Genomic DNA, 16,239 nt, shown 5'->3' with positions numbered 1-16,239 from the left:
GCGTAATCGGATTATCTGCCGTTTTCGCCTCACTTGCCGTTTAATGTCCTCAGCGAAGCGATATCAAATGCGCCTCCGATATATAACCTTATTCACGCTTTGGGGGCCGACACCGCAATCCCTTAATCACAGGGCACCTTGTTAAGTCTTCTCAGCCCGTATAATTAATCGATTTTCCAGTTTCACGAGTTAATGAATGAGGACTTACCATGGACATATCTTCTCCTGCAAGCGCAAGAGAAATTGAGCATTTTATTTCGAAATTTGGCAAGAGGTATATAGAAGCTCTCTCGCACGTTAGAACGCTCATCGTAAAGGCCAGAAACGAACATGCAAATCTTGCATGCATTTACAGCATTTACTCTCGAGGGGATAAGAATGGCGGAAACGAAATTAAGCATCCGCGTAAAATTAGATTGAAACATGATAAGTATTGTTTGGACAACAACCTAATTAAGTCAAACGTATATAGTATGCCAGACATCGTAGGCATTACTATTTCTGTTACATATCCATCTGATATAAATACAGTTTGCGCCATGATAGATGCCCTATGTGAGCGCAAAGCTGTATATCCACAAATATACGACAAAAATAGAAACATAGAGCAGAATAATAATAGAACGACCAAAACCATATACGGCGAGGTCGTAGAAGATAATAAAAACAGCTATTTTGCCTGCCATTATCGGCTCCGGATGCGAAATGGCAGCGAGGAGCCAATTGTTGAGGTACAAATAAAAACTATTCTTCATGACGCATGGGAGCTAAAAACGCACGATTTGACGTATAAAAATTCATTTCCAGTTGCAGAATCGGACAAAGAGCACTTTGCTTTGCTTGGTAATGTCCTTTCTCAGCTGGATAGGCAGAGCGAGTGTCTAAGAAATTCAATAAGAAGAAGCAGCGTACTCCGGGATTCAAAGAGATCGTCTGTGCAATCCGAGACAATTATGCTTGCCGCTAGCCATGTCGCTGATAAGTCGCCTCTCCCAGAAGCGAAAGCCTTCGTCGATAAGATGCGTGCCGCAATCCAGCCAAACTACGTCCTATCGATCGGGCTTGGCGAAGTCGCTGAGTTGCGAGAGGAGGCAATATCTTTGTACGATCAGGGAGAGCACGCCTGTAGCAGTCTTTTTTTAAGCGCAGTTGCGGCATTATCTGGAGACAATTCATCCGAATTGGCTGCTCTTGAGCGCATTGACATGTGGTGTAGTGAGAAAGATCATGAAAAGCGAATAGTAGCCCATCAATACGCGCATATCGCTCACTTTTGTTTTGGAGATATAGGCAATGCAATCGATATAGCTGAATCAATATTTGATGAAGTGGAGACTCTCTGCTCGGGAGCTATCGACTCAACTAACAAGCTGGCAGCTCTGCGCAAAAAGAACTCGATTGCAAGTTCTTTATCTTATTATTTTGCGGAATTAATTGGCGCCGATGAAGGAGTAAAACGCCGCTCAATCGAGAGGGCGAAATATTTTAGTAAAATAAGTCTAGAATGTCTCGTTGAGATGCAACTTGTGCCCATTGGGACGTCAAATTGGTCGAGCATCATCGACGCGCCGTTCGTAGCGGAAAACGAGGATCGACTGTTTAATTCGATTGACAATGCAATTTTTGTTGTAATTCAAACAGCAGAAACTGCTTATGAACTTCAAGAAGCGTTAACTATGCTGGACTTAGTCAAGAAAAAGCGGCCTCCATCTCTGGGGCCGCTTCCTGATTTGCTTCATGACTTGCATGAACACTGCGCCAGATTGCGCTTACTCGACTGCGAGATAAGAGAGATCCCTGCCAGATAGCACTCAGTCTTCCACGAAAGGGAATCTGGCGAGAATGGTTTCATTCATCTTGTTCTGCATTGTCGAGTTCCTGTTCGTATCGCTGGCCAATCTTATGCCAAACGAAGGTTAGCGTTTGGTTGACAGGCGAGATGCGATAGCGAATCCACACCGCCCGCGCAAGATTCCCACGCCCGCGCAAAAAATGCAATGGCCCAAAACCTTCCACACCCTTTCGATATGGGTGTCGATTCCTCGCTTGGAAAGAGTGAAGTGAGGCCATTCGAATGGCGCGGAACAAATCGCGGTCCGCGCGCGGGACGCCGGCTTCGACGTGATCTACGCCGGCATCCGCTCGACGCCGGCCGAACTTGTCGAGGCGGCGAAGAAGGAAGGCGCGCATTGCATCGGCCTCTCCATTCTCTCGGGCTCGCATGTGGCGCTCGCCCATGAAGTGATCAAGCTGATGAAGCAGCAAGGCGTCGAGGCGCCGCTCGTCGTCGGCGGCATTATTCCGCCGGCCGACGAAAAGCTCTTGCGCGAAGCGGGCGTCGCGGCGGTTTATACGCCGAAGAACTACGACCTCAACGCCATCATGACCGACCTTGCCCACATCATCGAGAAGGCGGCGGCTTAGGCGCGCATCGCAACCTCTCCGCGTCATGCCCGCGCTTGTCGCGGGCATCCACGCAGCGCCAGTTCAGTCGGCCTGCCGCATAAGTGGCGATGGCCGGGACAAGCCCGGCCATGACGGCGCACCCGACGTTGCGGCTGTTGTAATCTCAGGTGCAGTCACTTGTCCTGCTTCCCCGCCATGCGAGAGGGTGCAACGGAAGGTCCCTCATCCTGAGGAGCGTGCGGAGCGCGCGTCTCTAAGGACGAGGGACCGTTTCCCGAAATCGCGAGCTGTCGGCATCGCAGTCCTCGTCCTTCGAGACGCCGCCTTCGGCGGCTCCTCAGGATGAGGATTGCTTCGGACGGCTTGGGCTTGTGCCGCGCGCCGCGCATGCGCAATAACCGACCTACGAAACCAAGCCCGGAAGTTTGATGACTGCCGACGCCATCGCCCCACCCGATTTCTTCAGCCGGGAGCGCACGGTCGCTGCGCCGACATTCAATCGCTGGCTCGTGCCGCCGGCGGCGCTCGCCATTCACCTGTGCATCGGCATGGCCTATGGGTTTTCCGTCTTCTGGCTGCCGCTGTCGCGGATCATTGGCGGCGCGCAGCCGAAGGAATGCCCTGAGACGCTCGGGTTTTTCGCCACGCTCGTGGCGACCAATTGCGACTGGAAGGTCAGCTGGCTTGGCTGGACGTTCACGCTGTTCTTCGTGTTTCTGGGCTCCTCGGCGGCGGTCTTCGGCCATTGGCTGGAGACGGCCGGACCTCGCAAGGCCGGGCTCGCGGCGGCCTGCTGCTGGTGCGGCGGCCTGCTCATCTCGGCGCTCGGGGTCTATCTCCATCAGATCTGGATGTTGTGGATCGGCTCCGGCGTGATCGGCGGCATTGGTCTCGGGCTTGGATATATCTCGCCGGTCTCGACGCTCATCAAATGGTTCCCGGACCGGCGGGGCCTCGCGACCGGTCTCGCCATCATGGGATTTGGCGGCGGCGCGATGATCGGCGCGCCGCTCGCCGACCGGCTGATGGGCTTCTATGCGACGCCGGCTTCGCCGGGCGTCTGGCAGACGTTCGTCACGCTCGCGGCGATTTATTTCGCCTTCATGGTCGCCGGCGCGCTCAGCTATCGGGTGCCGCCCGAAGGTTGGGCGCCGGAAGGATTCACGCCGCCCACGGCGGCCAAGAACGCCATGGTGACGCATCGTCATGTGCATCTCGACGTCGCATGGAAGACGCCGCAATTCTGGCTGCTCTGGGCCGTGCTCTGTCTCAACGTCTCCGCCGGCATCGGCGTCCTGGGCATGGCCTCGCCGATGCTGCAGGAAGTCTTCGGCGGCAGGCTGATCGGCCTGGACATGGGGTTCGATCAACTCAACGCCGATCAGAAAAAGCAGATCGCGGCGATCGCGGCGGGCTTCACCGGCCTGTTGAGCCTGTGCAACATCGGCGGGCGCATCGGCTGGGCCTCGGCGTCCGATAAGTTCGGCCGCAAGCTCACTTACGCGATCTTTTTCGTCGTCGGCATCGCGCTTTATTCGGCGGAACCCTTCGCGGCGAAGGGCGGCATGGTCGGCCTCTTCGTCCTGCTCTTTGCGGTCATCATCACCATGTATGGCGGCGGCTTTTCGACCATTCCCGCTTATCTCGCCGACATTTTCGGCACGCATCATGTCGGCGCCATCCACGGCCGGCTTCTGACCGCCTGGTCGACGGCGGGCGTGCTCGGACCCGTGCTTGTCAATTACATTCGCGAATATCAGCTGAGCGTCGGCGCGCCGCGCGAAGACGCCTATAATCAGACGATGTATGTGCTCGCGGGCCTGCTGCTCTGCGGTCTCGTCTGCAATCTGCTCGTGCGGCCCTGCGCCGAGAAATATTACATGAGCGACGAAGAGGTCGCGGCGCAAAAGCACATCACGGTCGCCGAGGTCGTCAAGGAAGAAGACGAAACCCACGCCGACTTCGAGGATTTTGTCGAAGAAGGGTTGGACCCCGCCCCGACCGACGCCGATCCGCCGGCCCCCGCGCGCCCGTCGCCCGGCTCAAAGGGCGGATCGCTGCTGCTGGTTTTCGCCTGGGCCGCCGTTGGCGTCCCCCTCGCCTGGGGCGTCTGGACGACACTTCTCAAAACCGCCGCGCTGTTTCACTGATCTTGTGAAGGCGCCGTTCTTCGACGCCACTTCCCTCAGCGTATTCGGCGAACAACAGTCCTAAATGTTGGCGCAAAATACCTGCCCCTTGCGGGGAGGTCGGCGGGCACAGCCCGCCGGGTGGGGCTTGGCGTATCAGATCGAGTGGAATGCCACCCCACCCGCCCCCGCTTCGCGGGGCCACCCTCCCCGTAAAGGGGAGGGATGCGCAAACGCACAGGCGTCGCGCGATTGCCTGCGCCTCGCCTTGATCGCGGCCGGCTTGTTTGCCAGAAGTCGGAGTCGCTTGGCGCCTTCGTGATTCGTCGCGGGGCCGACAAACGAGACGAGGGCCTCTATGGCGACCGCTTGCACGAATGGGCTCGACACCGGTTTTGTCGATCTCGGTTATATGAAAGTCGCCGTTCTTGGCGTGGTGCAGGGCATCACCGAGCTTCTGCCGATCTCCTCCACCGCGCATATGCGCATCGTGCCGGCGCTGCTCGGCTGGAAGGATCCCGGCTCCGCCTTTTCAGCAGCGATGCAGCTCGCGGCGCTCGCCGCCGTCGTCAGCTATTTCTGGAGCGACATTCGCGCGCTCGCCGAGGGCTCCGTACGGGCGCTGGTGCGACGCGATTTCAACGACTGGACCTTTCGCTTCGTGGTCTGGATCGCGCTCGCGACCGTCCCGATCGGCATCGCCGGCCTCGCGCTGTCGCATACGCTCAACACCTGCGGCTCGCCGCTGCGCACCCTGCCGGTGATCGGCATTTCCTGCATCGTGATGGCGGCGCTGCTCGCCATCGCCGAGCTCTATTGCAATCACAAGCGCACGCTCGAACATGTCAGCCTGAAGGACGCGATGATCGTCGGATTCGCGCAGGTCGGCGCGCTCATTCCGGGCGTGTCGCGCTCGGGCTCGACTCTGACGGCGGCGATGTTTCTCGACCTGAAGCGGGAGGAAGCGGCGCGCTTTTCCTTCCTGCTCGGCCTGCCGGCGATCGCCCTCGCGGGCCTCAAGGAGCTGTGGGAGCTACATAAGGCGCAGCTCGATTTCCACGGCTGGGCGGTGCTGACGCTCGGGCTTTTCGTCGCCTCGATCTCCGCCTTTGTCGCGATCTGGGGCTTGCTGCGGATTCTCGAGCGCTTCTCCGCCTGGCCCTTCGTCTTCTACCGCGCCTTCATCGGAATCGTGCTGCTCGTCGGCTTCTACGCGGGCTTTTTGGCGTAAGGCCGTCATTGCGAGCGAAGCGAAGCAATCCAGAGTGGCACCCACGACTCTGGATTGCTTCGTCGCTCCGCTCCTCGCAATGACGGATATTAATTATTCCGCCGCCACTTTGAGCCGCTCGCGCGCCTCGGCCCGCAGATCGTCGATCGGCGTAAGCTGGCCCTTGGCTTCATAGTGCCAGAAGGTCCAGCCGTTGCAGGCCGGCAGGCCCTGCGCCAGCGCCCCGGTCTTGTGGATCGAGCCGACGAATCCGGAGAGCGACAGCGCCCCGTCGGCGCGCACCACTGCACGATGGCGCCGCCTAGCGTCAACGAGCGTCGCGCCCGGCGCGATGAGTCCCGCTTCGACGAGGCTGGCGAAGGCGATGCGCGGCTCCGTGCGCTTCGATGGGGCCGTCGCGAGCGTTTCATGCGGCAAGGGTTCGATCGCTGCGATCCGCGCGCGCGCCGCGGCGCGATAGTCGCCGTCGCGCTCGATGCCGAGCCAGTCGCGCCCGAGGCGCTTGGCGACGGCGCCGGTCGTTCCCGTGCCGAAGAAGGGATCGAGCACCAGATCGCCTGGCTTCGAAGCGGCGAGTATGACGCGCGCGAGCAGCGCTTCCGGCTTTTGCGTCGGATGGGTCTTGCGGCCCGCGTCATCCTTGAGACGCTCGGTCCCGCCGCAGATCGGCAGGAGCCAGTCGGACCGCATCTGGCAATCTTCGTTCGCCGCCTTCAGCGCCTCGTAATTGAAGGTGTAGTTCTTGGCGCTTTGGTCGCGCGCCGCCCAGATCATCGTCTCATGGGCGTTGGTGAAGCGACGGCCGCGAAAGTTCGGCATCGGATTATTTTTCCGCCAGACGATGTCGTTCAGGATCCAGAACCCGAGGTCCTGCATGATCGCGCCGACGCGAAAAATATTGTGGTAGGAGCCGATGACGAAAATCGTCGCCGAGGGCCGCATCACCCGGCGCGCCTGCGCGAGCCAGTCGCGCGTAAAGGCGTCATAGGCGGCGAAACTCGCGAATTTGTCCCAGTCATTATCGACCGCGTCGACGAGACTTTGATCCGGGCGATGCAAAGGATTGGCGAGCTGCAGATTATAGGGCGGATCGGCGAAGACGAGATCGACGCTCTCCTGCGCCAGTCGCTCCATCGATGCGACGCAGTCGCCGCACAGGATTTCATTGCGCGCCGTCGCGCGGAGCGGCCCTTCATTTGTGCGCCCGATACGCGTGACCTGATTTCGGGCTTTGAGGCGAGCCGCCCCGACGCGCGCGCTACGCATGAACTGAACACCATCAACGCAACCAACATGCGAGATAGTGAAGGAGGGAGGTAAAGGGGGCGTTTAGATTGGCAAAACGCCGACGTCTCTTTTTCGAACGGAAGTCTTAAAGAAGTAAAAAGGTTAGCGAATAGTTGACGAAGGCCTCACGCCTCGCGCACGGGCGCGAAGCTGACGCGATGCGCCGGGCTCGCGCCGTGCAGCGCCAGCGCGTCAAGGTGACGCTGCACGGCGTAGCCGACATTGGTCTCAAAACCATAGTGCGGATAATGGACGGCGAGGCGGCGCATCATGGCGTCGCGCGCGACCTTGGCGACGATCGAGGCTGCGGCGATCGAAAGCGCGGTCGCGTCGCCCTTGATGATCAATTGGCAAGGGCAGTTGACCGGCGGCCGGTCGTTGCCGTCGATGAGAAGATAGGCCGGCGTCTGGGAAAGGCCGGCGACGGCCCGCGCCATCGCCGCGAGCGTCGCCTGGCGGATATTGATGCGGTCGATTTCCGCGGGCGCGACGAAGGCGACGCTCACGGCGAGAGCGCTGGCCATGATGCGCTCAAACGCTTCTTCGCGCTGCGCCTGATTCAGCGCCTTCGAATCATCGAGGCCCCGCGGCCGTCGTTCGGGATCGAGAATCACCGCCGCCGCCGCCACCGGACCCGCGAGCGGCCCGCGTCCGACCTCGTCGACGCCGGCGATCGGCCAGACGCCTTTCCGGCGCAGCTGCGCTTCCAGCCGAAAATGAGGCCCCTTCGCCGTCACCAACGCTCCCCCCGGGCTGATCGCTAAGGGCGCCGCGCAACAGTGGCGTCAGCGCAGAACCGCGCAGCGAATAAAGCGCGGTGCGCGGGGGGCTGGCAACCGGAAAGACGGCGTTTGCGGCGGCGTCCAAAGAATTCTCGGCCCGCGCGAGCGCGATAAGCTCGGCGGAGACCAGCCTAGGATGGGCTCAGAAGAGGTTGAGCTGCTGCGGCGCGCGTCGGGGCGGCTCGAACAGATCCGTTCGCAATCTTGTTTTCTGCGCAAAACCGAGCCGAGCGGCCGCAAGCTCGAAACGCCGGCCGATCATCCAGGCGTAGGGCCCATCGCCTTTCATGCGGGTCCCGAAAGACGCATCGTAAAGCTTGCCGTCTCGCGTCGAACGCACCAGCGCGAGGGCGCGGCGGGCCCGGTCAGGAAAATGCGTCGCCAGCCATTCGGTGAAAAGATCGCGCAATTCGTGCGGCAGCCGCAGCATCACATAGCCCGCCTCGCGCGCGCCGGCGGCGTGGGCCCGCGTCAAGATTCGCTCGATCTCGTCGTCATTGATGGCGGGAATGATCGGCGCCGTCATCACCGCCGTCGGCACGCCGGCGGCGCTGAGCTTTTCGATGGTTTCGAGCCGCAACTCGGGTGTCGCGGCGCGCGGCTCCATCAGCCGCGCCAGCTTGCGGTCGAGCGTCGTCACCGAGATCGCGACCTTCGCGAGGCCCTTGGCCGCCATTGGCGCAAGCAGATCAAGGTCGCGCAGGACGAGCGCGGACTTCGTCACGATGCCGACCGGATGATTGGCGCGCGCCAGCACTTCGAGGATCGAACGCATGACGCGATGGCTCTTCTCGGCGGGCTGATAGGGATCGGTGTTGGTGCCGATGGCGATCGTCTTGGGAACGTAGCGCGGCGCCGACAATTCGCGTTCGAGAAGCTGCGCCGCGCCGTCCTTGACGAAGATCTCGGTCTCGAAATCAAGGCCGGGCGAAAAGCCCATATAGGCGTGCGTCGGCCGCGCGAAGCAATAGACGCAGCCATGCTCGCAGCCACGATAGGGGTTGATCGAGCGATCGAAAGAAATGTCCGGCGAATCATTCCTGGTGATGATGGTGCGCGGCTTCTCGACGTGGAAATTGGTCTTGAGCGCCGGCAGACTCTCGAGCGACCCCCAGCCGTCGTCGGCCTCCTCGCGGGTCTCCTTCTCGAACCGGCCGCTGCGCTTCGACAACGCGCCGCGGCCGCGCCGGCGACCGGCCTCGATGAGGGCCGCAGCGTCGATCGGCTGCGGCGCGCCCGTTATCTCTGTCGACGCCTGAGCCGCACCCATGTTCGCAACCTCTGCCCAGCGTCGCCCCGAGCATCGCCGTGGCGACCGCTCAGAACTTGACGCTAATCAGAACATATAGAGAACACGCTATCGGCGCAAGCGGCCTTCCGAACAAAAAAGCGCGCCGACTCTCGACGCCTCCTAATGCTGCGCTTGAGGCGCCTTCACCGCACCAGAATATTCCTGAACTGCCAGGGATCGCTTTCGTCGATATCTTCCGGGAACAGCCCGGGACGTCCCTCGAGCGGCGTCCAATCCGTGTAATAGCCCTTCACCGGGCCGAGATAGGGCAGTTGCACTTCGAGGCAGCGCTTGTAGTCGACCTCGTCGGCTTCGACGATTCCCGCCTGCGGATTCTCCAGCGCCCAGACCATGCCGGCGAGCGCCGCCGAACTCACCTGCAGTCCGGTGGCGTTCTGATAGGGCGCGAGATCGCGGGTCTCCTCGATCGAGAGCTGCGAGCCGTACCAGTAGGCGTTCTTGGCGTGGCCGTAGAGCAGCACCCCGAGTTCGTCGATTCCATCGACGATCTCGTGTTCGTCGAGAATCGTCCAGCTCTCCTGCATCTTGCCGGCGGCGCCGAACATCTCGTGCAAAGACAGCACCGCGTCGTCGGCGGGATGATAGGCGTAGTGACAGGTCGGACGATAGATCGCCTGACCCTTCTCGTCGCGCAGCGTGAGATAATCCGCGATCGAGATCGACTCATTGTGGGTGACGAGGAAGCCATATTGCGGCCCCGGCGTCGGACACCATGAGCGCACGCGCGTATTGGCGCCGGGCGACAGCAGATAGATCGCCGCCCCGCAGCCGGCCGGATGCGTGCGGCCGATGTCGGGCAAGGATTTTTCATGCGTGCCCCAGCCGAGCTCGGCGGGCTGCAGGCCCTCGGAGACGAAGCCCTCGACCGACCAGGTGTTGACGAAGACATTGCGCGGCTTCGGATCGCGCGCGCGCTGGGTGTCGCGTTCGGCGATGTGAACGCCCTTGACCCCGAGCTTTTGCGCGAGCGCGCCCCATTCGGCGCGCGTTTCCGGCTCCTTGTCGAAGGCGCCGGTGTCGCGCGCGATATCGACGAGCGCCTGCTTCACGAACCAGGACACCATGCCGGGATTGGCGCCGACGCAGGAAACCGCCGTCGATCCGCCGGGATTTTTGCGGCGCTCTTCGAGCACCGTCTCGCGCAGGGCGTAATTGGTGCGCGCTTCATTGGACATGCTCTTGTCGAAGTAGAAGCCCGGCCATGGCTCCACCACCGTGTCGACGCACAGCGCGTTCAATTCGCGCGCGAGCTTGATGATCGCGAGCGAAGAAACGTCGACCGAGAGATTGACGACAAATCCCTGGCCCTCACCCTTGGTCAAAAGCGGCGTCAATACTTCGCGGTAGTTCTCCGGCGTCAGCTTGGTTTTGAGAAAAGCTATGCCCCGCTCGTCGAGCAGACGGCGATGCGTATCGACAGGGTCGATGACGGTGACGCGCGATGTGTCGAAATCGAAATGGCGCTCGATCAGCGGCAAAATGCCTCGGCCGATGGAGCCGAAGCCGATCAGCACGATCGGACCGGTGATTTTGCCGTAATTTGGCCAAGTCGACATGAGGCGCAGCTCCCGAGAAAGATATTGCGCCGCGATAAAGCAAGCGCGGACGTATTAATCAAGAGCTTGAGAGATCGGCGGCGGGCGCATGGCGCGGCGCTGGGTGCGCGTTTTTGCATCGCGCTCGGCGACACGCAGGCCAGTTGGGCGTCTTCGACGACATCCGGGCTTGGCTCATCGAGTGATGAAGATGCGCAAGGGCCCCTCGTCCTTCGAGACGCCCTCTTCGAGGGCTCCTCAGGATGAGGGACCTTGGGGTTCTGGCGTCTTGGATGACGCAAACGACATGTTGGTAAGCGGTCCTCATCCTGAGGAGCCGTCCGCAAGTGGGGTTTACCCGACTTGCGAATTTGAATGTCGATCTCGGGCAATCCCGAGATCCAAGGCGGCGTCTCGAAGGACTAGGACCGCGACGCCAAAGGTTTGCGATGCAGCGTTCCCCCGCGCAACCCCTTATTCACGCAGGCGCAGCGGCGTTGCCGTCGATGCGTCCCTGCAGACCGTTGGGCAGGCGCGGATTGGGCAGAATATAGCGCCCGCGCTCGCGCACCATTCTGGTCACCGCCGCGAAATCGAGCTTGCCGGAGCCCAGAAGCGGCACTTGCTCGACGATCGCGACCTCCGCCGGAATCATCAGGTCGGAGGCGCCCTTCGATTTCGCGTAGGCCTGAAAATCGGCGCGCGTCGCGTCCTTGCGCTGCGTGACAAGAATGATCCTCTCGCCCTTGCGCGGATCGACCTCGGTCGCCGCCGCCGACAGCGCGTCGGGCCAAAGTTCCGCCGCCAGCTGTTCGATCGCCGCGAGCGACACCATCTCGCCGCCGACCTTGGCGAAGCGCTTGGCGCGCCCCTTGATCGTCACATAGCCCTGCGCGTCGATGGCGACGATATCGCCCGTATCATGCCAGCCGTTCTCGGTCGGCTGCACCACGCCGGGCTTGTCGATCTTGAGATAGCCCATCATCACATTCGGCCCTCGCACCAAGAGCCTGCCGCCGTCCTCCACGCCGGGAACGGGTTCGAGCCGATGTTCGACGCCCGGCATCAGGCGTCCGACGGAGCCAAATCTGTTGAACATCGGCGTGTTGAGCGCGAGGACCGGCGACGCTTCCGTCACGCCGTAACCTTCAAGGATGCGGACGCCGAACTTCTCCATCCACAAATCGCGTGTCGATTGTTTCACCGGCTCGGCGCCGGCGACGACATAACGTATCGACCGGAAGTCATAAGCGTGCGCCGGTCGCGCGTAACCGGCGAGAAAAGTGTCCGTCCCGAAAAGAATCGTGGCGTTTGAGCCGTAAACCAGCTCCGGCACGATGCGATAGTGCAAGGGCGAGGGATAAAGATAGATCGGAACGCCGGAGATCAGCGGCAGCGTGAAGCCGACCGTCAGACCGAAGGAATGGAACATCGGCAGCACGTTGAAGACCTTGTCCGTGCGGCCGAAGTCGATGCGCGCGGCGGCCTGCGCCGCATTGGCGAGCATGTTTCGATGCGACAAGGCGACGCCCTTCGGCGCGCCTTCCGACCCCGAGGTGAAAAGGATCGCCGCCATCTCCGCGGCCTTGCGCGCCACGACGGGCTTGCGGAAGCGTCGGAGCGCGTCCAGCCTGTCGGCGAAGGAGATGCGCGCGCGCATGTCTTCGAGATAGACGAGCGCAACTTTCTCTTCGAGCGCTGCGACAAGCTTTTCGAGCTTGGCTTTCTCGATGAAGCCGCGCGACGTCAAAATCGTCCTCGCCTGCGCCGCCTCGCAGCCCGCCAGAATATTGGCGGCGCCGGCGGTGAAATTGATCATCGCCGGCGCGCGGCCGGCTGAAACGACCGCGAGGAACGAAACGCCGGCGCCATTGGCGTTCGGCAGCATCAGTCCGATCGCGTCGCCCGGCCTGCCGATCGCGGCGATCTTGCCGGCGAGCGCGCGCGTCCCGATCAGCAGCCTGCGATAGCTGAGTTTGCCGGCGATCGGATCTTCGAGAGCGACGCGCGACAGCCCGTGCGTGCGCGCGGCTTCGACCACGGCTTCGAAAAGCGTGCGATCGGCGTTAGTCGCGCGGAAGACGAGATCCGACATGATCTGATAGAGCGCCGCGCCGGCCGCCATCCGCCGCGCCTTGCCTTTCAGCGCGTCATCGACCGTGAGGCGAATAGGTTCGAGCACGGTGAGCGTGAATTTCGGAAACCACCGCCGGCGCGCCTGTTCGCGCGTCAGCCGCGAGAACATCGTCGCCTCGGCGCCGTCGATGTGCACCGGGACGACCATCGCGCCGGATTTTTCCGCGATCAGCCCCGCTCCGTCATAGACTTTCATCAGACTGCCGGTGACCGTCAGCCGGCCTTCCGGGAAGATGACCAGCGGATTCCCGTCCTTGACCGCATTGATCAGCGCGCGCGCGCCAAGCGGATTGGCCGGATCGAGCGGGATCACGCGCATGAATTTCAAAAACGGCTTCGCCCACCACGTCTGCGAGATTGCGCGGTCGACGGCGAAGACCGGCTGCTTTGGCATGACGGCGAAAATCGCCGCGGCGTCGAGAAAACTCACATGGTTGAGCGCGACGATCGGATTGGGTCCCGCCTTCTCGAAATTTTCGAACCCCTTCACCTCAAGACGATAGAAGGCGCGAAAGTAGATCGAGAGCAGATCCTGCAACGGCGACGCGACGACCGCCGTGACGATCCAGATCGACGCGACGAGCGCGACGACGGCCAGGCCAATCAGCAGCGCCGCGAAAGAGACGCCCAAGCTCTGCAGACCCGCAACCCCGAGGCCGCCAAGCGCCATGAAGGCGGCGTTCTGCACATTCACGGCGGCGATGGTGCGGGCGCGCTGCTGCGGCGCGCTCTGCGCCTGAATGGCGGCGAAGGACGGAACGATCATCAGCCCGCCGGCGACCGCGAGCAGTGAAAGATCGATCGCGGCGCGCCAGGCGAGCGGCTGAGCGAAATAGGCCTGCGGCGCCAGCGCCGTCGCTGCGGCGGGCGCATTCGAAAGGAGCAGCGCGAGCCCGAGGTCCGCGGACGCAAAAGCGACGAGCGCCGCGCCGACGGCAGTCGGCAGCAGCACGATCTTGCCCTTGAGCAGGAAGGCGGCGAGCCCCGATCCGATGGCGATGCCGACGGCGAACAGCGCCAGATGAATGCTGACGAGGATCTCCGCGCCATGCAGCGTCTGGGTGATGAGCGAGGGCGTCAACGACATGGCGATCGAGCCGAAGAGCCAGAAGAGACTCGTCACCACGGCGAGCCGCCGCAGTTCTCGTTGACCGCGCAAATGCCGCAGCAATTTGAAAGTTGAGCGGAAGACGTTGGCGTCGATCGCAAGATCGGGATCGGCGCGCCTCGTTGGGGGAATTAGCCACGCCGCGCCAAGCGCCAGCGCCGCGACGCCCATGACTCCCGCGGCGAGGATCACCCCGTCGCCGACATGCAACGCCATGCCGCCGGCGACCGTGCCGCTGAGAATTGCGAAAAAGGTCGCGCTCTCGACGAGCGCATTGCCCGCCGGAAGTTCGTCGCGCGTCAGATGGTCGGGCAAGATGCCGTATTTGACGGGGCCGAACAGCGCGCCGGTGACGCCGAAGAGAATGAGCGCGCCAAAGAGCGTCGGGATATTGGCGAACAGAAAGCCGGTCGCGGACAATGCCGCGACGGCGATCTCCGCGAGGCTCACCCAGCGCACGACCCGCGCCTTGTCATATTTGTCGGCGAGCTCGCCGCCGATCGCCGACAGAAGAAAAAACGGCGCGATGAAGGCCGCGCCGGCGAGCGTCACAAGCGACGCGCCGCCCTCGGCCGCGTGCGCCAGGATCAAGAGCACCAGAGCGTTCTTCAAGAAGTTGTCGTTGAAGGCCGCGAAGAACTGACGCCAAAACAATGGCGCGAAACGCCGCGAAGCGAGAAGCGAATGCGTCATGTCGAAGTTTCCGGGAGATGCGTCGTGACTTTCGCCGATGACCCTTAAGGTTCGGTCAAGTCGGACGCGTTGCAATGGGCGTTGCGATCGGCGTTGCAATCGGATCGAAGGTCAGCCTTTCGCCATGAACTATGTTCAATATGGAGACTGCAGCGCTTTTGCTCTGCCGTCAACAAGAAAATGAACGGTGTTCATGCCGAATTGGGAGACGCCTTTGAACGAGAAGAACGCCGACGCGGGAGCCGACCGCCGGTCGCAATTGCGTGACCGGCTTATCGACATCGCGCAGGAGACGGTGGCGGCGCAGGGTCTCGCCGGGCTTAAGGCGCGCGATCTCGCCGCCGCGGCCGGTTGCGCGCTCGGCGCGATCTATACCGCTTTTCATGACCTCGACGAGCTGATCCTGCGGGTTAACGCGCGCACCCTGGCGCGCCTGGAGGCCGCGCTCGACGCGGCGTTCGTGGATGCAGAGGCGGAGCAGGCGCTCGAAGCCATGGCGCGGGCCTATCTGAGCTTTGCGAGAAAAGAGGAGCCGAGCTGGCGCGCGCTGTTCGAGCACCGATTGCCCCCTGGCGCGCCCGTGCCGGCCTGGTATGCGGACGCGCGCAACCGCCTGTTCGGTCGGTTGGACGCGCCGCTTGCGCAACTACTCCCGGGCAGGGACGCGACGGCGCGCGCCGCGCTGGCGCGCACGCTGTTTTCGGCCGTGCATGGAGTCGTGGCGCTGGGGCTCGAGGAGAAGATCGCCGAGACCCCGCCAAAGTTGCTGGATGAGCAGCTCGGCGTGCTGATACGGCTTCTCGCAGCGGGACTGATGATGGAGTCGGCCCGCTTGATTTGAGCCGCGCGAGCTGACATAGGCGCGCATGACTTACATTCTGCTGTTTGCCGTAGCGACCTGGGCGGGCGCGCAGAATGCGCTTGCCGGCGGCGGCTCCTTCCTCACGCTTCCCACCCTGATGTTCACGGGCATGGACGCGCTGGCCGCCAATATCACGTCATGCGCGGCGCTGTTCCCGGCGCAGGTCGCGACCGGCTGGACCGGCCGCAAGCTGGCGAGGGGCGCCAACGGGCTTTCGCTGCGCACGCTGTTCGTGATCAGCATCGTCGGCGGCGCCGTCGGCGCGGCGGTGTTGCTGGGCACGCCGCGCGGACTCTTCGCGCGTCTCGTGCCATGGCTCGTGCTCTTTGCGACGGTGGTCTTCGCCTGGGGCAGTTTCTTCCGCAAGCCCGTCGAAACCCATAGCCATCTCGGCCGGCCGCGCGCAGCCCTCGCGCAATTTCTGATTTCGGTTTACGGCGGCTATTTCGGCGGCGGCATCGGCTTCCTCATGGTCGCCGCGCTGACCATGGCCGGACAGGGCGTGCGCGTCGCCAGCGCCACCAAAAACGTTCTGGCCGGCGTCATGAACGCCTCCGCCGTCGCGATCTTCCTATTCTCGCCGGATCTGCACTGGCCGCAGGCGCTGGTGACGAGCGCGGGCGCGACGATCGGCGGGATCATGGGGGCGCGCCTGATCCATCACATCGACGAAAAAATCCTGCGCATCTTCATCGTCGTGGTCGGCGCCGCGCTGACCGTCGGCCTCTTCCTCAGAGCGCCATAATCCGGGCGCCCGA

10 protein-coding genes and 1 pseudogene are annotated in these 16,239 nt (G+C 62.2%); 6 read left to right on the top strand and 5 right to left on the bottom strand.

Annotated elements, in window-relative coordinates; all coding sequences use genetic code 11:
- Nucleotides 1-209 precede the first annotated feature (209 nt).
- From IYY11_RS08515 to uppP, 4 genes and pseudogenes are all read left to right on the top strand, one after another.
- A complete protein-coding gene (locus IYY11_RS08515) occupies nt 210-1,808 on the top strand; it encodes a hypothetical protein (RefSeq protein WP_196403466.1) in 1,599 nt (532 codons plus the stop codon).
- A 256-nt stretch (nt 1,809-2,064) separates the two neighbouring features.
- Nucleotides 2,065-2,424, top strand: a pseudogene (locus IYY11_RS08510) (cobalamin-dependent protein); the annotation flags it as partial.
- 410 nt (nt 2,425-2,834) lie between these two features.
- Nucleotides 2,835-4,556 (top strand): OFA family MFS transporter, encoded by a 1,722-nt coding sequence (locus IYY11_RS08505; protein WP_196403465.1) that lies wholly within the window; start codon nt 2,835-2,837, stop codon nt 4,554-4,556.
- Nucleotides 4,557-4,893: 337 nt separating this feature from the next.
- Entirely contained in the window at nt 4,894-5,766 is an 873-nt protein-coding gene (uppP, locus tag IYY11_RS08500) for an undecaprenyl-diphosphatase UppP (RefSeq protein WP_196403464.1), read from the top strand.
- Nucleotides 5,767-5,859: 93 nt separating this feature from the next.
- Here uppP and IYY11_RS08495 read toward each other — a convergent pair whose 3' ends face one another.
- The 5 genes from IYY11_RS08495 to IYY11_RS08475 all read right to left on the bottom strand — a co-directional run bounded on the left by IYY11_RS08495 (nt 5,860) and on the right by IYY11_RS08475 (nt 14,619).
- A complete protein-coding gene (locus IYY11_RS08495; RefSeq protein ID WP_281431686.1) occupies nt 5,860-7,032 on the bottom strand; it encodes a site-specific DNA-methyltransferase in 1,173 nt (390 codons plus the stop codon).
- Between the two features lie 146 nt (nt 7,033-7,178).
- Nucleotides 7,179-7,790 (bottom strand): ribonuclease HII, encoded by a 612-nt coding sequence (locus tag IYY11_RS08490; RefSeq protein WP_193392179.1) that lies wholly within the window; start codon nt 7,788-7,790, stop codon nt 7,179-7,181.
- Between the two features lie 187 nt (nt 7,791-7,977).
- Nucleotides 7,978-9,105: a PA0069 family radical SAM protein gene (locus IYY11_RS08485; protein WP_196403463.1), complete on the bottom strand. Its 1,128-nt coding sequence runs from the start codon at nt 9,103-9,105 to the stop codon at nt 7,978-7,980.
- Between the two features lie 164 nt (nt 9,106-9,269).
- A complete protein-coding gene (locus IYY11_RS08480) occupies nt 9,270-10,703 on the bottom strand; it encodes a homospermidine synthase (RefSeq protein WP_196403462.1) in 1,434 nt (477 codons plus the stop codon).
- A 457-nt stretch (nt 10,704-11,160) separates the two neighbouring features.
- Nucleotides 11,161-14,619, bottom strand: a complete 3,459-nt coding sequence (locus tag IYY11_RS08475) for an acyl-[ACP]--phospholipid O-acyltransferase (RefSeq protein WP_196403461.1) — start codon at nt 14,617-14,619, stop codon at nt 11,161-11,163.
- A gap of 214 nt (nt 14,620-14,833) precedes the next feature.
- On the opposite strand from IYY11_RS08475, the gene IYY11_RS08470 reads away from it, so the two are divergent.
- Nucleotides 14,834-15,460, top strand: coding sequence for a TetR/AcrR family transcriptional regulator (locus tag IYY11_RS08470; RefSeq protein ID WP_246719775.1), 627 nt, complete (start codon nt 14,834-14,836; stop codon nt 15,458-15,460).
- Between the two features lie 25 nt (nt 15,461-15,485).
- Nucleotides 15,486-16,226: a sulfite exporter TauE/SafE family protein gene (locus IYY11_RS08465; protein ID WP_196403459.1), complete on the top strand. Its 741-nt coding sequence runs from the start codon at nt 15,486-15,488 to the stop codon at nt 16,224-16,226.
- The last annotated feature ends 13 nt before the right edge of the window (nt 16,227-16,239 follow it).

Source organism: Methylocystis sp. H62, assembly GCF_015709515.1.
In the GTDB taxonomy this organism is placed as follows: Bacteria; Pseudomonadota; Alphaproteobacteria; order Rhizobiales; family Beijerinckiaceae; genus Methylocystis.
The sequence above is the reverse complement of the archived record's forward strand: the minus strand, read 5'-3'. Positions and strand labels throughout refer to the sequence as shown.